At 32.9% G+C, this 18,163-nt stretch carries 18 protein-coding genes; 10 read left to right on the forward strand and 8 right to left on the reverse strand.

Annotated elements, in window-relative coordinates; genetic code table 11:
- The first annotated feature begins 69 nt into the window (after positions 1-69).
- Positions 70-1,371, forward strand: coding sequence for a hypothetical protein (locus GKG01_RS02570; RefSeq protein ID WP_154271298.1), 1,302 nt, complete (start codon positions 70-72; stop codon positions 1,369-1,371).
- 260 nt (positions 1,372-1,631) lie between these two features.
- On the opposite strand, the gene GKG01_RS02575 is transcribed toward GKG01_RS02570, so the two are convergent.
- Positions 1,632-2,585: an Abi family protein gene (locus GKG01_RS02575; RefSeq protein WP_154271300.1), complete on the reverse strand. Its 954-nt coding sequence runs from the start codon at positions 2,583-2,585 to the stop codon at positions 1,632-1,634.
- Between the two features lie 295 nt (positions 2,586-2,880).
- Between GKG01_RS02575 and GKG01_RS02580 the strand changes: the two genes are divergently transcribed.
- The 8 genes from GKG01_RS02580 to GKG01_RS02615 all read left to right on the forward strand — a co-directional run bounded on the left by GKG01_RS02580 (position 2,881) and on the right by GKG01_RS02615 (position 8,651).
- Positions 2,881-3,273 (forward strand): ferritin family protein, encoded by a 393-nt coding sequence (locus tag GKG01_RS02580; protein WP_154271303.1) that lies wholly within the window; start codon positions 2,881-2,883, stop codon positions 3,271-3,273.
- An 87-nt stretch (positions 3,274-3,360) separates the two neighbouring features.
- The gene (locus GKG01_RS02585) at positions 3,361-3,924 is read left to right on the forward strand and encodes a flavin reductase family protein (protein ID WP_154271305.1); all 564 of its coding nucleotides are present in this window, start codon (positions 3,361-3,363) and stop codon (positions 3,922-3,924) included.
- 151 nt (positions 3,925-4,075) lie between these two features.
- The gene (locus GKG01_RS02590; RefSeq protein WP_154271306.1) at positions 4,076-4,387 is read left to right on the forward strand and encodes a hypothetical protein; all 312 of its coding nucleotides are present in this window, start codon (positions 4,076-4,078) and stop codon (positions 4,385-4,387) included.
- A gap of 14 nt (positions 4,388-4,401) precedes the next feature.
- Entirely contained in the window at positions 4,402-4,842 is a 441-nt protein-coding gene (locus tag GKG01_RS02595) for a GNAT family N-acetyltransferase (RefSeq protein ID WP_154271308.1), read from the forward strand.
- Positions 4,843-5,090: 248 nt separating this feature from the next.
- The gene (locus tag GKG01_RS02600; protein WP_154271310.1) at positions 5,091-5,507 is read left to right on the forward strand and encodes a hypothetical protein; all 417 of its coding nucleotides are present in this window, start codon (positions 5,091-5,093) and stop codon (positions 5,505-5,507) included.
- A gap of 9 nt (positions 5,508-5,516) precedes the next feature.
- Positions 5,517-6,056, forward strand: coding sequence for a DUF3783 domain-containing protein (locus GKG01_RS02605; protein ID WP_154271312.1), 540 nt, complete (start codon positions 5,517-5,519; stop codon positions 6,054-6,056).
- Between the two features lie 293 nt (positions 6,057-6,349).
- The gene (locus GKG01_RS02610) at positions 6,350-7,090 is read left to right on the forward strand and encodes an ABC transporter ATP-binding protein (RefSeq protein ID WP_154271313.1); all 741 of its coding nucleotides are present in this window, start codon (positions 6,350-6,352) and stop codon (positions 7,088-7,090) included.
- Complete coding sequence (locus tag GKG01_RS02615) at positions 7,077-8,651, forward strand: antibiotic ABC transporter permease (RefSeq protein ID WP_154271315.1); 1,575 nt, start codon at positions 7,077-7,079, stop codon at positions 8,649-8,651. The genes GKG01_RS02610 and GKG01_RS02615 overlap by 14 nt, the downstream gene beginning before the upstream one ends.
- A 65-nt stretch (positions 8,652-8,716) precedes the next feature.
- Here GKG01_RS02615 and GKG01_RS02620 read toward each other — a convergent pair whose 3' ends face one another.
- The 4 genes from GKG01_RS02620 to cysK form a co-directional block, all read right to left on the reverse strand.
- A complete protein-coding gene (locus GKG01_RS02620; RefSeq protein ID WP_154271317.1) occupies positions 8,717-9,808 on the reverse strand; it encodes a glycerol dehydrogenase in 1,092 nt (363 codons plus the stop codon).
- A 141-nt stretch (positions 9,809-9,949) separates the two neighbouring features.
- Positions 9,950-10,951 (reverse strand): hypothetical protein, encoded by a 1,002-nt coding sequence (locus GKG01_RS02625; RefSeq protein WP_154271319.1) that lies wholly within the window; start codon positions 10,949-10,951, stop codon positions 9,950-9,952.
- A gap of 90 nt (positions 10,952-11,041) precedes the next feature.
- Positions 11,042-11,566: a serine O-acetyltransferase EpsC gene (gene epsC / locus GKG01_RS02630; RefSeq protein WP_154271321.1), complete on the reverse strand. Its 525-nt coding sequence runs from the start codon at positions 11,564-11,566 to the stop codon at positions 11,042-11,044.
- Positions 11,553-12,449: a cysteine synthase A gene (gene cysK / locus GKG01_RS02635; RefSeq protein WP_154271323.1), complete on the reverse strand. Its 897-nt coding sequence runs from the start codon at positions 12,447-12,449 to the stop codon at positions 11,553-11,555. The genes epsC and cysK overlap by 14 nt, the downstream gene beginning before the upstream one ends.
- A 108-nt stretch (positions 12,450-12,557) precedes the next feature.
- On the opposite strand from cysK, the gene GKG01_RS02640 reads away from it, so the two are divergent.
- Positions 12,558-13,223 carry a Crp/Fnr family transcriptional regulator gene (locus tag GKG01_RS02640; RefSeq protein ID WP_094206162.1) on the forward strand — a complete coding sequence of 222 codons (666 nt, stop codon included), beginning with the start codon at positions 12,558-12,560 and terminating at the stop codon, positions 13,221-13,223.
- A gap of 358 nt (positions 13,224-13,581) precedes the next feature.
- On the opposite strand, the gene fusA is transcribed toward GKG01_RS02640, so the two are convergent.
- The 3 genes from fusA to GKG01_RS02655 form a co-directional block, all read right to left on the reverse strand.
- A complete protein-coding gene (gene fusA, locus GKG01_RS02645; RefSeq protein WP_154271325.1) occupies positions 13,582-15,639 on the reverse strand; it encodes an elongation factor G in 2,058 nt (685 codons plus the stop codon).
- A 374-nt stretch (positions 15,640-16,013) separates the two neighbouring features.
- Positions 16,014-16,205, reverse strand: a complete 192-nt coding sequence (locus GKG01_RS02650) for a hypothetical protein (RefSeq protein WP_172975081.1) — start codon at positions 16,203-16,205, stop codon at positions 16,014-16,016.
- A gap of 438 nt (positions 16,206-16,643) precedes the next feature.
- Complete coding sequence (locus GKG01_RS02655; protein WP_154271327.1) at positions 16,644-17,933, reverse strand: DUF2254 domain-containing protein; 1,290 nt, start codon at positions 17,931-17,933, stop codon at positions 16,644-16,646.
- Between the last annotated feature and the right edge of the window lie 230 nt (positions 17,934-18,163).

Genomic DNA, 18,163 nt, shown 5'->3' on the forward strand with positions numbered 1-18,163 from the left:
AAGGCTTGATATATTTATTCGCAAAATTTACGTGTCTATTATAGAACGGTAAAAGGAGGAATTTCGTCAATGGAGTATGTAGTCGTTGGAATATGCATCGTGGCAGTGGTGGCCATTGCTGCATTGTTAATATATAGGAGAAAGAGAATGAATTCTCTCGAAGGTGAGTGTAAATCCGATCAGGATAGTGGTGCGATAATTACACAGCAAACCATTGAATTATCTCAGTCAGACCCGAAGCTTGATGAACTTGTTATTCAGATGGAAATGCTTCCTGTAGAAGCAATATCCGATGAGAGTAAGCTGGTGGAGATAACTGATAGTAAAGTTCTGGCGCGTGTGAATAATCTTGTTCCCGGATTGTTACAGGCCGGTTTATCAGGTTCAAATGCATTCCAAACCGCAAAAGCGGGAAGCGAGGTTTTGTACCGCGCTATAATCCCGGCCGGTGCTAAACTTACCAATTCTAAGGCTATGAAAGGAGCGGTTCGCGGATTCTATCGTGGTGCTGATGGAATCAAGGGTCATGCAAACCTTGTAGCGGTTCAAGCTCAAAATGGAACGGCTGTTGCAGCAAATACTGCGGCGGCAGCTATGGGAGTGGCATCAATGGTTGTCGGGCAGTATTACATGACGCAGATAAATGCAGAGCTTGGAGAAATCAGTGATGGAATTTCAAAAATATCTGATTTCCAAGATAACGAATTCCGAGGTCGTATTTTTTCACTCGTTGCTCATATTAAGAAAATTGCTGACTTTCAGGTAGAGATCCTTGAGAATGATGAATTGAGACTATCAAAGATTACTCAGCTCGATAATCTGGAAGAAGAATGTACTCAGTTACTTGGTCAGGTTAATTTAACTTTGGCGGGTTTTGCAAAGAAAAATGATCTGGATTATGCATCTTATGAAAAGAAATTAAAAGAAGCGCAAAGCCGGTATACATACCAAAAAGCATTACTTGATGTGCTGTATAAGATTTCCGACTTGAGGTATACGCTTCATTTGGGGGCTGTCTCAAGAGAGCAGTGCGCAGCGCTTTTGCCGACATACACAAAGCAGGTGGAAGATACTCAAGCATTATTGACTGGGCGGCATCAGACATCCGTAAATCGCTTAGGCATTGATACAGACGAGATCAAGCGTAAAAGAGTTGGATTCGATGGCGTCATTCATTTTATTCCCGGATTATTCAATGATGACCTCAAATTTAAGGCGATAGATGAAAGAACTGTAGAAATGATAACGGATCAAGCTTCAGTAAAATCTATTGTACATTCGCAGGATACTTCTGATCTTTATGCCGATGATGTGCAACTTATTTCTAAAGACGGCAAAATTTACTACTTACCGATGGATAAGGCGGAGTAAGGAAAGATCCGCATGAGTTTATCAGCGAGAAGGCGACGGGAAAAGAATATGGATTAACAGCTGAAGAAATGAATGTTATTCTTAAAGAAGAAGGGTTTCTTTATGGTGAGCCCGTTCATTAAGCCAAAAAAATTTATATTTAAATTTAAAACCCGGCTTTATCACAATTGATAATTGTCGGGTTTTTGTATAGTAGAACTCTAGTTAATATTAAATGCCAAATCCATGAATGAAATTATCATCATCAAATACTATATTTTTTATTTCAAACTATTATCGCTAAATCCTGAAATTTTAAAAAAATAATCAACAGATATACTTTTAAATTTTCTCCTGTATTTGCTTTTAATATTTGCTAATGCTGCCACTAAATACTCGTATTCTTCTTTAGGAATTACTAGTTTAAGAACTAAAATTAAGTCATGCAAATTTTTTCCTGTATATTTCTCATCAAAAAACTTTTCAAAAACAGCTGTTTGCCCCATTTTACTCAAAGAGAAAGAATACATTACTTCATCGTGAGCACAAACATTTCTAAAAAAATTGCAGATTTTAATTATTTCTGTAAGTTCTGTCTTACTAATTTTTTCTTTGGATTTATAGCTTTCCTTGTATCTTTCACCAAAATCTCTAGCAATCATATTTTGAAGTGACTCATCAAGAGAGTTGTAGAAATAAGATATATTTCCTAAAGTAAGGAAGTTTACAAGTACCCAAAGAGGTATACTGTCATGTTTTTTTATATAATGTTTAATCGGTTTCTTACCGTTTAAATTCTTATTCTCTCTACTTATAGTATTGGACAAATTTGCTATTGTTTTTAATACATAATTTAATTGGTGTTTTGAGTTTGAATAATTTTCGATTTGTAGGTAAGGATACAATCCATCTCTATGTATATCCGAAAAATGATACGCACATGAAGTTTTTAAAAGCTTTTCAAAACGAAGTAATGAAGAAAAAACTACTTCCTTCAATTCACGATCCATTTCGTGCAGGTAAAAAATTTCTTGAAAACTACTACCATCCTTATATTTATCCTCATCTTCAGTTGAAACCTTAAGGTCCAAAAATGGAGTTTTATATCCATTAATCAAATTATAGTAATTCAATTGTGATAAAATAATTTTAGCATTATCTGGATTATCAATATTTAGACCTCTTGAAGAAAGAATTTCAATTTGCTCATCATAAGTTTTAAATGGCTTGCTCATGTATCCACCTCACAAAAAATGCCCTGCCACGTATGGCAAGGGCTTGTTCCTTATATATATTATAGTAAAAAATTTACGTATAGTCAATTATAACTGGTTAAATAGTTCGATTAAAATCTAATACATTTAAAATGTATTGCCAAACAAGAACAAAAAATTTACAATCAATGAATCAATTGCCTTTAAATACATAAATGGAATTATTTCCACTGAGTATTTGTGATAAAAGTAAATTAGTTAAAAATTTATTCTATGAATTTAAGGGAACTAATTGAATCTAAAAAAGGAGAAAAAAATGAATATAACACAAAAAGATATGAAAATACTATTGAAATCTCAACAAGGTGAATTGGATGTTGTGTTAATGTATCGTGCACTTGCAGATACTGTAAAGGATGCAAATGACCAAGAAACTTTTCGTAAGCTTGCTGCAGAAGAAGGTCATCATGCATCGGTATTCCACAATCTTACAAAAGAAAATCTGAAACCTAAAAAAACCAAGGCGATAATTATTCCTTTGCTTTATAAGATAATAGGAAAGAAAAAATTATATAAACTAATTGCAAACGGTGAATACAATGCAGCTAATACCTATGCACCAGTTGCTGAAAAATTCCCAGAAATAGAAAGTGTCAAAAACGATGAAAAAAGACACGGTGATATTGTAAACTCATTAATTAAGAATTAATTTGGATTTTGATAAATAATACTATTAGCGTTATAATTTTCTTGTGAGATGAATTAATAAATATCACAAAATAAATAGGAGGAAACGATGAAAAAAGAAATTGAAACAACTTATTCTATATTCCCTATGCCAGTTTTAATGGTGGCGACTTTTAACGAAGATGATACTGTAGATGTAATGAATGCTGCATGGGGAACTATGCTCAACAGAGACACAGTAGCGTTGAATTTGTCAGAAACTCATAAAACTGTTGAAAATATCAAAGCACGTAAAGGATTCGTAGTGCATGTGGCAGATGCAAAACATGTTGTTGAAGCTGACTATTTCGGAGTCGTTAGCGGAAATACTGAGAAAGACAAGTTCAAAAAATCAGGATTAACATACGAAAAGTCAAAACTTGTAGATGCTCCAATAATCAACGATTTTCCAGTTGCTATCGAATGTGAATTCATAGAATACCAAAAAGATAATAGTGGAATTGGGGTCATTGGAAAAGTAATCAGAACATCAGTAGATGAAGAACATTTCAACGGTGATAAAGTTAACGTTGATTCATTGGAAGCCATAGCTTTTGACCCATATACTCTTGGTTACTACAAAGTAGCTGGAAGAGTAGGCAATGCTTACAAAGATGGTTTACAACTCAAATAAACAAAAAAACTTTTAGGGTTTTGTAATCTTAAAAGCTTTTTTTGTTATTAATTAAAGTTTTTATTAAAAATGATTTTCATTTTTAATTGTTAACAGTATTAGTGTTATAATGTAAGTATAAGAAATCATAAAATACACAAAGGATGATATTATGAAATTAGAAGATTTTACAGAAAAAGAACAATCAGAAATCAACGAAGGACTATCTTCAGCAGAAATCAGCGACAAAGAAGCCTCCGATAAAATATTAGCATTAATGCCAGATGAATGGATTAAGAAAATTCCATTTTTTGTAAGAAAACATTCAACAACAAAAACAATCGAAAGAATTGCCAACCAATATCCTGAACTTTTCGCTGTAGCAAAAAGAGAAGGCGAACTTCCTGAAAAAGAACGTGACGAATTGCAAAAAATCATTACAGATATTTTTAAGGAAAAAATGGAAAAACACAATATAAAATAATTAGAGAATTTCCTATGGACACTATAATAGTAAATGAAGACATCAAACTTGTTCCCTATTTCGAAAATTACGATACTACTTTGAAATGGTATGCAGATAAGGATGTATGTAAACAAGTCGATAACATTGATTTCGTATACGATGTTGATAGGCTTCAAAAAATGTACAATTATTTGAATACTCATGGAAATTTGTACTACATTGAATACAATAACGAATTAGTTGGAGATATTTCCTTGACTGATGACAATGAAATAACGATAGTTGTGTGCAAAGAATTTCAAAACAAACACATCGGTAGAAATTGTGTCAAAAAGATTTTGGAATTAGCAAGAGAAAATGGATTAAAATCTGTCACGGCAAGCATCTACGATTTTAACCACCAAAGCAGAAAAATGTTTGAAGCTGTAGGCTTTAAGCAAATCGATGAAGAATTATTTGAATACAAATTTTAAGCGACGAACTTGTCGCTTTTTTTGTTTCAAAAATTTACTAAACTATTTCAAAACTTTTTAACTCATTATTATATTGATATTTTAAATTCAACATCGTAATATACAATATCGTAATATTGCATTGAACGATATTGTGTTTTTTGATTTAATTACCGTAATTTATTTGATTTGTGGTATCATTAATGTATGACAGAATAAATGGTTAATTTTTACAATGTAATTTGCAATACTAATTTAAGGAGGTTTTTATGCTTGAGTTTTTGAAAAAAGGAGTTTTTAAAGGAACTGATGAGTTTTTGGAACAAAAGAGTAAATTGATTTTAAAAACTTCAGAAAAAACATTTGACTCTCCCTCTTTTGATAAGGTTATAGATGAGATAGACAAGATTTCAGAGGATGCGCTTAGAAATTACAAGGAAGTGAGATCTGGTAAGAAGACTTACTTTTTCTCTTTGGAATTTGTGGGTAAAAGTTTCATTCAAGCGACTTTTATTCCTGCAGCAGATGAATGTGATTATCATATTGAATATATGAAGGATATCACCGATAGTTTGGTGAAGTGTGTCGATGATGTGAGTGTCGAAGACACTAAGGATTTGTTCAAGGACTTTTATGATGAAAAGCCTTTGAGTGATGATTTTGATTGGGAAGATATGAATATTTAAGGAGGTTTTATGGCTAGATCGATTTTAATTTACAATATGCCTGAAAATATTAAAGAATTTTTGAAGATTGAATCTGAGAAACACGATTTTGAAATAATTGAATGTGACGATTCTGATTTGTGCACTAAAATATCTGTGCTTTTAAAAGAAGAAGATGGAGAGAAAATTGAGTGTGCTGAAAAAGGTGTGGATATTAATTTTCTAATGATCAATAAGTTCAACAACCAAATTTTGAATAGATTTTTGAAGGATATGCAACGTGAGAATGTATACATTCCGAACAAATGCGTGACAACTGAGCACAATATCAATTGGCCACTTAAACAACTTCTTTTGGAAAATAAGGAAGAACACGAAGTGATGATGATTTACAAGGAACTTGCAGCTCTTAGGTCACAAGCTATCCAATTGTACAAAGAAAATGACGATGATGAACTTTATGAAACTATCAACGAAGTCACTGAATACATGCAACCGAAAGAATTTGAAAAGGATGAGCTTATCAGAAGGTTCAACCATTTAAAATCAGTTATAGAAAGAATTGGCTAGATTTATTTAACTCATAGTCAAAGTAACAAACCCTCATGCTAAGAATATCATACGGAGAAAATTGCTTTGATTTCAATTCGAAAAAATCCGTAAAAATCGAACTGTTTGAACGTAAGTGAGTTTTCGATTTTAGGATTTTGAGATTTAGAAATCAACAATTTTTGTAGTCCAGATATTCGTGTATGAGGGTTTGCTTACGTATTAGAATTAGCAATAGCTAATTCTTTTTTATTTGACATGATATCTATAGTGTGCTACGATTATGATACAGTATGATACAAGAGGAGGTATGTATGATTACTTTTGAGAATGTGACAAAAAAATATGACAAGAAAATCGCTTTGGATAATTTGAATCTTACAATTAATAGCGGCGAAATCTTCGGTCTTATTGGACATAACGGAGCCGGTAAATCAACTACGATAAAATCCTTAGTTGGTGTTATAAAACCTGAAGAAGGGACTATCAAAGTTGACGATATTGATGTAAAAGATAATCCAATGGAAGCTAAGAAAAAAATCGGATATGTATCTGACAGTCCAGATATGTTTCTGAAGATGACTCCTTACGAATTTTGGAGATTTGTAGGAACGATTTATGAAGTTGAAGAAAACAAATTCAATGCTACTTGCAAGATGCTTTCCGAAAAATTTGATTTGACAGAATTCTTCCAACCTATCGAATCTTTTTCACATGGTATGAGACAAAAAGTTTTCGTAATAGCTGCTCTGTTATCTGATCCAGATGTGTGGGTATTGGACGAACCGTTGACTGGACTTGACCCACAAAGCTCGTACAATTTGAAGGAAATGATGAGAGAACACGCCAACAAAGGAAATACTGTTTTGTTCTCAACTCATATTTTGGAAATTGCAGAAAAACTTTGCGACAGAATTGGAATTTTGCAAAAAGGAAAACTTATATTCTTGGGTACTGTTCAAGAATTAAAAGATTTACATCCGGATAAATCTTTGGAAGAAATTTATCTTGAAATGATAAAATCACACGATGAGGTTCCAGATGAACAAAACTAAATTAAAAGAATTGATGAAAATCGACTTATTGAATATAAATCCTATGCTCACAGGTCAAATCAGACAGAAGACCAAGCCTGCTGAGAACAAAAGTATTTACAAGAAAATTATCAGACAATATGTAATGTCTGCTGTGATGATGCTTGTAATTTACGGACTTATGTTCGGACTTATATTTGATTACAGCAAGGCTCCTAAGGCGTATGATTTGTTCGTGCTTTACTTAGTAATTTTGGGAACTTTGCAAAACTTCATCAGCGTATTCAATCTGTTTTATGAAAACAAGGATTCGTTGAAGATGTCCTATTTCCCAATCAGTCAGAAGGAAATGTTCGTATCCAAGACTTTCTTAACGATGTTGAGTTCGTTGACAGTTCTAAGTCCGATTTTGTTGTTGTCGATAAAGTTTTTCATTGATTTCAAATTCAATATATTCTTGGCAATTTTGTTCGGAATTTTGAATTTCGTAGTTTTATTCGCTTTTACAATAATTTTGAATATTGTCGTTGCGGAGCTTTTGGTGAGAACATCTGCATTGTACAAATTCAACACGCAAATAATGGTTGGACTTAATATTTTCATTCAAGTCGTTGCCATAGTATTTGTAATTTTTATTCAAAATTCAAACATCATGAAAAACACTACAGGACTTGGCCCTATTTCAGGATTACTTCACAATCCATTATCGGCGATTATTTTCATAGCTGTATTGGCAGTTGTTGAAGTGATTTTAGGAAAAGCGATTCTAGAATTTGCATCGAAGAACTTGTACGAACACATGAGCGATATTCAAAACAGTAAAAATTCTGTCAGAAGAACTAAAGTTAACAAAGAACCAAGCAATATCGGCAAGGAAATGTTCAAATACAACAAAATGCTTTTGAGTGATGCTACAACTATCACATCGTGCATTTTATTCCCAGTGATGTTCCCAATAATAATGACATTTGCAAACTTGTCAAATATGAGAAGTGACCTCGGTACAAATATTTCCGATTTGCAATCACTTGCAGTAGCACTTAGCATTTCATTTATGTACAGTGTGTTCATTGGACTATTTCCTATGAACCTACAATCTATAATAGTTTCATTAGACGGACAAAATCACGATTATTTGATGAGTCTACCAATGAATAAGAAAACTTATTTGAACGAAAAAGTAAAATTCTCAGCTCTAATTATGGGAGCATTATCTGCACTTGCAATATTAGGATGTTCCTTATTCTTCAGAGTAAAAATCTATTTCGTAATCGTTGCAATTGTGTTGAATTTAATATCTATATTCGTATTTTGTAGATTCAAAGTCGCAGGAGATTATAAACACAAGTACGTAAATTGGTCGAGCATTTCAGATATAATGAACAGACAATCCAAATTCGCCTACGTTATTAAAATGATGGGACTTTCATTTTTGACGATAGCAATATTCTCAATTGTAATGTTTAGCATTCAATCAGCCCCAATTAAATGGATTCTCATGGGAATATTAATTCCATGGGCATTAATAGTAATAGGAATTGAACTTTACAATCAAATCGGTTTTTGGAGAAAAATAAAATAGACACACAAAAATCATCCTCTTTTTAAATAGAGGATGATTTTTTAATATGCTATTAATGTGTAAATTTATTTGTGCTCTTCGTAGTATCTTGTTCCCAATACATCAGCTGTCAATACGAAATCTCTTAATTTTTCCGGAGTGATTTCTCCAACTACGTTGTGAATAGTTTCTCCTTCAACACAGGCTTTTTCACAACCTACCATTATATTTTCAGCTTTTATATTCATATCTTTCAAAGTGATTGGAAGTCCAACTTTGTAGCAGAAATCCATTACCTTCATCAATTCATCTTTTGGAGCTGATTCCATCAACAATTGCACGATTGTACCAAAAGCTACGATTTCTCCGTGCATTGCAGACACACCTTCTATTTCAGTAAATCCGTTGTAGATAGAATGTGCCGCTGCAAGTCCACCATTGTCTGCCCCAACGCCACTTAGATAAGTTGCTGCTTCGATAACTTTTTCTACAGATTCATTCAACAAATGATTATCCACAGATTTCTTGGCAATTTCTCCATGTTCAAACAAAATTTCATTGCACAACTTGCAAAGTGCCATTGCTGATTCGCTAATTCCACCATTTTCAAGTGAAGGTGCATCAACCTTTTTACAACTTCTAGCTTCGTAATAAGTTCCCAAAGCATCGCCCATTCCTGCAACCAAAAATCTCACAGGAGCGTTGGCAATTATTGTAGTATCCACGATTACCATGTTAGGATTATCTGGATAGAAAATATATCTGTCAAATGTGTGATCGTCATTGTAAATAACTGAAAGTCCAGTACAAGGAGCATCAGTCGCTACAACAGTAGGAACTACCAAAACTGGTTTGTTTTCATAAAATGCCGTAGCCTTTGCAGTATCAATAGCAGATCCTCCACCAATTCCAACCACTGCATCGATTTTTTCATCGACGACGATTTTTCTCATTCTCTCTATTTCTCCATTAGAAGAAATCCCTGAGAAAATTTCATATTTTCTAAAAGCGTCAGTTCCTTCAAAACTTTTTTCGATTTTTTCCTTACAATCATTCAATCCTCTTTTTGAAGATACGAACAAAAACCTGTTTCCATAATCTTTTGCGTATTTGGCAAATTCATTCAAAGCGTCTTTACCTTGAACGTATTTTTGAGGTGTTCTAATTAATTTTAACATTTAATTCTCCTTTCATATTTTTGATAAACAAGGTTATTTATTTAACATTTATGTCCAAATAACCTCTAAAATATTTATACCCAAACAGATAAAACAAAAACAGCGACAAACTTTTTTCGTTCATCGCTGTTCATAGTTGAATTATTTTGGTTGAATGTAGTCTACTAAGAAAAGTTTTTCTGTTCCATCACTTGTAACTCTTACAACTACATCTTCTTGATCTTTATCGTTGTATTGTCTGGTTAATATGATGTCTCCTTTTTCAAAGCTGAAATTATACGGAAATGATTGATTGTAACCTGTTGTCGTGAAATCTTTGAAGTATTCCTTGTCTTTAATTCGGTATAATTTTTCGTGAGGATATAGGGAGTATTTGTGACTTATAATTCCATAATAATCCGCTTCAAATTCTCTTCCATTATATGTTATTTTTTCTGTTGAGATTGGTTTGAGATTTTTACTTTTCAACAAATTAACTGTGTGAAGATTTTTAATTTTATCTTGTATAATCTTCGTCATATAATCGTTAACATAACCTACACCATCTATATGTGCCAATCCAAAAAATCCAATAACATCTCCTTTTGTCTTGTTATATGTATCCATAAAATTTTCTGCCATCATTTTATCTCTGTACTCACTAGCTTCTAAATCATCAACTTTCGCCTTATCATAATAATTCTTGCCTTGTTCTATAGCCCTTTCAGTAAGTTCGATATCTTCTTTGTCTCCCTTTTCTTTTGCTAATTTAAGATAATCGTTGCCTATAATATCGTATGAATGTCCCACATCTACACCGTAGAATTTAATATCATTCATTTCTTTTTTTATTGTCTTTAAATATTCGATATCGTAATCATAATCATAGTTTCCGTATTTTTTAATAACATCATACATTTTGTTCAAATACTCATCATTATCTGATTTCATCCACAAATTAAGATATTGTGCACCATAATGAGAATCCTCCAAAAAATAATTCCTACCACCTTTTTTGTAGTAATCTCTCAAAATGTTTAATTCTTCATTATAAATAGGTTTTATATCGTGGTCTTCTCCATACAAATACACTTCTCTTTTTCCAATGCTACATGAACACAACATTAAAAGCGCCATTACAATTGCAAATATTTTCTTTTTCATAAAATTCCTCCTGCTTGCTTATACACCCATTTTATCACAAATAAAAAATCTCCTCAGCAAATAATTTGCCAAAGAGATTTAAATTCAATATTAATTGTGTCTTATTATTTTTGCAGGCATCCCAACTGCTGTGCAATCACTTGGAACATCATGTAAAACAACTGCTCCTGCACCGATTTTCGCACGATCTCCTATTTTAATCGGCCCCAAAACAGTCGCTCCAGTTCCAATTACAACATTATTTCCTACAATCGGGTGACGTTGGTGATCTTTTTCGTTGCCAGTACCACCAAGCGTTACGTTATGATAAAAGTGGCAATTGTCCCCGACAATCGCAGTCTCTCCAATTACAACTGCCATCGCATGATCTATGAATAGATTCTTGCCGATAGTCGCTCCTGGATGAATTTCAATTCCTGTTTTACTCCTCGCTCTTTGCGAGAAAAATCTCGCAACAGTTGTGTGCTTTTTTCTGTAAAAATAATTTGCGATTCTGTGATAAATCAGCGCCCTCACGATTGGATACATAAATAACGCTTCAAATTTCGTGCGACATGCAGGATCTTCTTTTAAAATAAAATCACCGTATTCAGATAATCTTTTAATTAGCCTCATTTTCAAATAATTCAGTCGACAAGTACCTTTCTCCAGTGTCTGGAAGAACAGTAACTATCGGACCATCAACTTTCTCTAACATTTTTAATGCGCCAAATACATTTGCGCCCGAAGAAATCCCCACCAAAAGTCCTTCTTCTTTTGCAAGTCTTCTTGCCATATCCAAAGCATCATCACCCTTTACAGTGATAACTTCGTCTAACATATCCCTATCTAAAATTTCTGGAACAAAGTTTGCTCCAATTCCTTGGATTTTGTGGCCACCAGCTTTTCCAGTGCTCAACAAAGCTGATTCTTCTGGTTCAATTGCCCACACAGCTACATTTTCATTCTTTTCCTTTAAGAAATGACCAACACCACTAACAGTTCCACCTGTTCCTACACCAGCGATAAATCCTTTAACCTCTGGTAATTCAGAATAGATTTCAGGACCTGTGTATTTTTCGTGAGCCAAAGTGTTGTAAGGATTTGCAAATTGATTTGGCATAAAATATTCGCCAGTAGCTTCCAATTCCTTCGCCTTATCAACGGCTGCTTGCATACCACCTTCGCCAGTCAAAATAATTGTAGCGCCATAAGCTTGCATCAATTTACGTCTTTCGATAGACATTGATTCTGGCATAACAATTGTAACTTCGTATCCCAAAGTTTTACCAATCATTGCAATCGCAATTCCCGTGTTCCCACTTGTTGGCTCAACAATCTTCATGCCTGGTTTTAATGAACCATCATCAATCGCACCTCTAATCATTTCAAGAGCTGCTCTGTCTTTGATTGAACCAGTTGCATTTTCCTTTTCAACCTTAACATAAATATTTCCATTTCCTATGTTTTTCAATCTAACAAGTCTTGTATTTCCAATAGTATCTAAAATATTTTTCATTTTTCTCTCCTTTGTTTCCATATATAATAAACAACATTTGATTTTATGTCTATAGTTTAATATAATTTAATGAAAAAGTACGTTGTTAAAACAACATAAGAGGTAGAAATGGAAATATTAAAATCAGAATTATTTAAAAACTTCTCAAAACAAGAAATCGAACAACTATTAAACTCAAATTTTATTTACCAAAAATCCTATAAAAAACACCAATACATATACAAATCTGGAAACACAACAGACACATTCGGGTTAATACTCAAAGGAAAAGTTAGATTAGAAATCACAAATTATTGGGGAAGTAGAATGATACTTTCAAACAGAAACAAATTCCAAATAATCGCAGAATCATACGCAATCAGTGGCGAAAAATTAATCATAGATGTAGTTGCAAGTGAAGACTGTGAAATCCTGTTCATAAAAACAAACGAAATTTTCGCAAATCACAACAACTACAACGACAAATTAATCAAAAATCTTCTCGTGATATTATCGAACGACAATTATTCACTATCACAAAAACTTTGCCAATCCTCCTTCAAAAAAATCCGCCAAAAACTAACCGTCTATCTAAGCTCTGTCGCCCTAAAAAAAGAAACCAACGAATTCGAAATACCATTTAATAGACAAGAACTAGCAGATTACCTAAACGTCGACAGAAGTGCACTATCTAAGGAACTAATGGAAATGAAAAAAGAAGGACTACTTGATTACAACAAAAACCACTTCTCACTCCACAAAAACTTCAAGGAAGAATACTTCTACGTAATCTAGTCCCGTCTACTCTACCAGAATCTGACAATACGGATTTTCTAAGCGAATTTTCTCAGCACTCCAGCAAACAATCGAAGCTTAAGAATATCCTATGGAGAAAATAATCATAAATTCAAGTGAAGTTAGCCGTTAAAAAATTGTGCTGTTTGAGTGCGCAGCACGAGTTCACAATTTTAGGCTAACGAGCTTAGAATTTATTTATTTTCGCAAGCGAGATATTCGATAGCGAGATGTTTGCTCTTATCCCAGCAAGTCCTTCCCATCTGACGAAATTTCTTAGCACAAACTTTGCTCTTACGTCAGCAAGCTTTTTGTCACGAAAAAATGCCCCTATCAAACGATAAGGGCATCTCTAATTTTATTGTTCTTTAATTATTTCTTCTGTAACATTAGAAGGAACTTCTTCATATCTCACAAATTCCATTTCAAATTCTCCCCTTGCTTGAGTCATTGATCTCAAATCTATTGAATATTCGAATAATTCTTTGTGTGGAGCTTCTGCGATTACTACTTGGTTACCATCTTCGTCAGATTCCATTCCCAAAATTTTACCACGGCGTTTGTTCATATCTCCCATTACATCTCCCATGTATTCTTCAGGGATTTTGATTGTAACTTTCATAATAGGTTCTAATAAAATTGGTTTCGCTTCTTCAATTCCTTTTTTAAATGCGATTTGAGCTGCGATCTTGAATGCCATTTCATTTGAATCTACTGGGTGATATTTTCCATCGTAAAGTATCGCCTTGACACCAACTACAGGATATCCTGCCAAAGGTCCCTTTTCCAAAGATTCTTCCAAGCCTTTTTCAACTGCTGGGAAGAAATTCTTAGGAACAGCTCCACCGAATACTTCTTCTTCAAATACGAAGTTTTCTTCAGAATCTGTCAATGGTTCAAATCTAATAAATACATCCGCAAATTGTCCAGCACCACCAGATTGTTTCTTGTGTTTTCCTTCGACGTCTGATTTTGATTTGATAGTTTCACGATATGCAATTCTCAATGGAACAACTTCCGTTTCTACTTGGTATTCATCTTTTAATCTGTCCATCATTACTTGAAGTTGAACATTGCCTCGTCCACCAATTAATAATTGCTTAGTTTCATTATTTCTTTCAGATACAAATGACAAATCTTCAGTTTGCAATTTAGTTAATGCTGTTGAAATCTTGTCATCATCTGATTTTGATTTTGGTTGAATTGCAAAGAATAATGTCGCAGGTTTTAATTTCAAACGTTTGTAAACAGTTGGATCATTTTTATCAGAAATAGTATCTCCTGTTTCTGTTTCAACCAATTTGCTAATTGCACCGATGTCACCTGCGTGAACTTCATCGGTTTTTATTTGTTCCTTGCCACGTAAGAAGAACAAATCACCAATTTTTTCGTCAACTTCCTTGCTTGAATTATATATTAAAGTATCTTTGGTTATTTTACCTGATATAACCTTGAAAATTGAAATCTTTCCAACAAAAGGATCCACAATTGTCTTAAATACAACTGCACTCATTGGCTCGTCAACTGAGAATTTACGTTGCTTGTCGTCAGCATGTCTGAATCCGTATTTTGCTCTTTCATCATCTGGTGTTGGCATGTATTTTTCGATAATTTCTAATAAAACATCAACACCTACTCCTGTAAGCGCACTTCCTGCAATAAGTGGCACACAGCTACCTTCAAGTAAAGCTGATACCAAAGCTTTTTTGAATTCTTCGTGTGTAAATTCTTCTCCGTTGAAATATTTTTCCATCAATTCGTCGTCTGTTTGAGCGACAACTTCACAAATTTCATCGAATACGACATTAACTTCGTCCACTCTATCTTCCGGAATAGGAACTTCCTTGAATTCAAAACCATTATATTCGTATGCCTTTTTGTCGATAACATCGATAACTCCCTTAAAGTCTTCGCCTTCTCCAAGAGTCAAAGTGAACGGAATAATATTATTACCAAATTCGACGTGCAAATCACTAACGCATTTGTTAAAATTAGCATTTTCTTTTTCCATTTTATTTACGAAAATAATTCTTGGAAGATCTATTGATTGAGTGTAGCGAAGAACTTTTTCTGTCCCTACTTCTATACCATTAACAGCATCAATAACAATAAGCGCAGCTTCAGATGCTCTTAGTGATTGATACACTTCTCTTTCGAAATCAAAATAGCCCGGAGTGTCTATGAAATTGATTTTTATGTCGTTATGTTCGATTGGAATAACAGAGCTGGATATAGAAATACCCCTCTTCATTTCTTGCTTAGAATAGTCAGAAACTGTGTTTTTGTCCTCAACTTTTCCTACTCTGTTAATCACATTGGTTAAGTATAGGCATGCTTCAGTGAGTTGAGTTTTTCCACTTCCGCTATGTCCAACCAAGCTAAGATTTCTGATTTTGTTTGTTGGATAAGATTTCATAATTGTGCCTCCTATTATTTATAAGAAAACATTTGCATTTTTATTGCATAGTTTAATACGCAAATTGATAAGTAAATTTGCCAAACAATATTTATAATATCGTTTGCAAAATGACCGCAACGTTTCTCTTATATTATTAAAATATATATACCCAAAAATCAAAATTCCTAACAATTTAAAAAATATTATGCAAAAATTCCTCCTTACATATTTATATTTTTTTAATGAGATTTTATTTTGCTTGAATCTAAATCTAATATCTTACATCTACATAAGTTGTGGTTTTTTTCTCTGACATCATTCGCTCAACACACTTAAGAGTACAAAAAAAGCACAGCTAAGATCTAACTGTATAAATCAATTAGTGTGCTTAATTAGTCTAATATTTCTATCGATTTGATGTCTGATTCATAAAAAACCCAAATATCTCCATTAACTCTCATCTCTAAACCATCTTCTTCGACTTCATAGTCATATTTTGCGCAATAGTGTGCATACCCATCATAGCTATTTCCCTTTATATCTGTTAATCTAATATATTGTGCATTGTATTCTAATAATTTCACATTTTACTCCGTTCTTTTAATATATGTTGGAATTAAATGCTCTCAACTCTTACTATAGTGTATAGTAAATCCATTTATGTTTATTAGTTATTGTTTGTAACATCATCCCTGTATTTGGAAATTAATCAATCCTCTTTAACATTATAAAAATTAGGATCACACCTGCATTGCAGGAACTATCCTATGCTAACTGAAGCTATAAAAGGTAGACTTACTCTTAGAGCACATTTTGTGGATATGTCCAGGGAATAAAGTTATAGGATGGAAGATGCAATGGAGTGGTCAAATAATTTATTAAATGTATGTAAACGCCTTTACCTTATGGGAAAGGACGAATGTGGTCAACTTTCTACTATATGTAGATCAATTTTCGGTTAACATTTACAATCAAATGACCACATTTTCCATTTTATTCTGAATCGATTCAGATGTATTTTCCTATAAGCTTACGTGCTCTTCCATTTTGTTTCTTATTCTTTTAAAAATATCCAAATGAATTTCGTGAGTAAAATTTTCTATTAAAATTTCATAACTATCATCAAAAAATTCTTTTATGCTTTTTTTAGCACCTATATCAGCCATTGTGTATATGATAAAAATTCCTTCTAAAATTGCTTTGGTAACCAAAGGATCACCTGCTGAATAGGAAATTATCTGGCTGAAACCAAGATATAGTTCATCCTCCACAGAATAACTTTGATAAATTATTTTTACATCTTCGTCCTCTTTCATGATTATAAAATGATTGCCTGCAGATAAGAGTTTCCCAAGCAATGATGACATTTTATTTATACAAATTATTGCAGTATTTGGGTCATTTGTGCCAGGACTTAGCGCCATATTCGCAATTTCCGTTAAGTTTACAATTCCACGATGATAATCTTCTTCTCTATTATTGTAAGCATTAATTATAAACAATGGACTTAATTTTTCTTTTAATTCTTTTTTATTATTATCATCTAACTCACATTCAAAAATATTTAATTCCCCTACGCTTTCTCCTTTGGTTGTGTATTCACCAATTCTTTTGTTTATAACAAGTTCTGCTCTTATGCCATCAAGCTCTTTAAAAATCTCATCTGCTTTTATTTCAAATAAATAACCTGAGCTCTCAGCTACAATTGATAACTTTGTAGATTCGTCATCTACTTCATAATGCTTAGCTTTTTTTCTTAGTTCTACCTCTTTATCAATAAGTTTCTCGCAGTCATTAAAAATATTTTCTATTATATTTGATACTTTTAGATTATCAAGAACCTGTCTTGAGAAAGCTATAAAACTTAGCATCGCAATTATGGAATAAGCAATTCCAAGACTTCCAGCGACAACATGTTGGTATGGAGCAATATCTTGCAATAATAGGATACTGATTACTGAATAGAAAAAACCACTGACAAATATACCATATAAACCAAGAACTCCGGTCCTATCTATGAAACTCTGAAGCATCCTAGGTGATATGCTACTGCTATATTTATTAAGTACAGTGACAATAATTGTAAAACAAAAAGTACTTATAGTCAGAAATATTCCAGATATATTAGAAAGGAAATCTATCGAAACTTCAACCGACAGCAATAGTTGTTTGGGAATATAAGATTTAATTGCAATATATTGATGATCAAAAATCCAGGTAACTAAAAGAAGCGACACTGTTAAAATTAAAAATCTTGACATCCTTAAAAAATTCTTATGATTAAAAAACCACAATTTAATTTTGGACAACATACATCAATCCTCCTGTTTAAATATTTTAATTATTGGACTATATTATCATATACTTGATTTTTGTACAATATGAATTTATATATTTATATCCTTGTCATTGAAATTTCACTCGCGATTTTCTCGCTTAGTGTTTCGGACTAAGATTCGTTTCATACCAAAAATGACCGATGCTTTAGCATCGGTCACCCTTTGATGTAGCTATTTTCCCAATTCTTCTTTTTCTAATGTAC

It is taken from the genome of Finegoldia sp. BIOML-A4, assembly GCF_009679635.1.
Taxonomy (GTDB): Bacteria; Bacillota; Clostridia; order Tissierellales; family Peptoniphilaceae; genus Finegoldia; species Finegoldia magna.

What these genes read in the sequence shown, in the direction of transcription:
- epsC (WP_154271321.1), bottom strand. Translation starts at nt 11,566, where the DNA reads ATGAGGCTAATTAAAAGATTATCTGAATACGGTGATTTTATTTTAAAA.
- GKG01_RS02600 (WP_154271310.1), top strand. Translation starts at nt 5,091, where the DNA reads ATGCTTGAGTTTTTGAAAAAAGGAGTTTTTAAAGGAACTGATGAGTTT.
- GKG01_RS02615 (WP_154271315.1), top strand. Translation starts at nt 7,077, where the DNA reads ATGAACAAAACTAAATTAAAAGAATTGATGAAAATCGACTTATTGAAT.
- GKG01_RS02595 (WP_154271308.1), top strand. Translation starts at nt 4,402, where the DNA reads ATGGACACTATAATAGTAAATGAAGACATCAAACTTGTTCCCTATTTC.
- GKG01_RS02590 (WP_154271306.1), top strand. Translation starts at nt 4,076, where the DNA reads ATGAAATTAGAAGATTTTACAGAAAAAGAACAATCAGAAATCAACGAA.
- GKG01_RS02580 (WP_154271303.1), top strand. Translation starts at nt 2,881, where the DNA reads ATGAATATAACACAAAAAGATATGAAAATACTATTGAAATCTCAACAA.
- GKG01_RS02605 (WP_154271312.1), top strand. Translation starts at nt 5,517, where the DNA reads ATGGCTAGATCGATTTTAATTTACAATATGCCTGAAAATATTAAAGAA.
- GKG01_RS02625 (WP_154271319.1), bottom strand. Translation starts at nt 10,951, where the DNA reads ATGAAAAAGAAAATATTTGCAATTGTAATGGCGCTTTTAATGTTGTGT.
- GKG01_RS02655 (WP_154271327.1), bottom strand. Translation starts at nt 17,933, where the DNA reads ATGTTGTCCAAAATTAAATTGTGGTTTTTTAATCATAAGAATTTTTTA.
- fusA (WP_154271325.1), bottom strand. Translation starts at nt 15,639, where the DNA reads ATGAAATCTTATCCAACAAACAAAATCAGAAATCTTAGCTTGGTTGGA.
- GKG01_RS02610 (WP_154271313.1), top strand. Translation starts at nt 6,350, where the DNA reads ATGATTACTTTTGAGAATGTGACAAAAAAATATGACAAGAAAATCGCT.
- GKG01_RS02570 (WP_154271298.1), top strand. Translation starts at nt 70, where the DNA reads ATGGAGTATGTAGTCGTTGGAATATGCATCGTGGCAGTGGTGGCCATT.
- GKG01_RS02620 (WP_154271317.1), bottom strand. Translation starts at nt 9,808, where the DNA reads ATGTTAAAATTAATTAGAACACCTCAAAAATACGTTCAAGGTAAAGAC.
- GKG01_RS02575 (WP_154271300.1), bottom strand. Translation starts at nt 2,585, where the DNA reads ATGAGCAAGCCATTTAAAACTTATGATGAGCAAATTGAAATTCTTTCT.
- GKG01_RS02585 (WP_154271305.1), top strand. Translation starts at nt 3,361, where the DNA reads ATGAAAAAAGAAATTGAAACAACTTATTCTATATTCCCTATGCCAGTT.
- cysK (WP_154271323.1), bottom strand. Translation starts at nt 12,449, where the DNA reads ATGAAAAATATTTTAGATACTATTGGAAATACAAGACTTGTTAGATTG.
- GKG01_RS02640 (WP_094206162.1), top strand. Translation starts at nt 12,558, where the DNA reads ATGGAAATATTAAAATCAGAATTATTTAAAAACTTCTCAAAACAAGAA.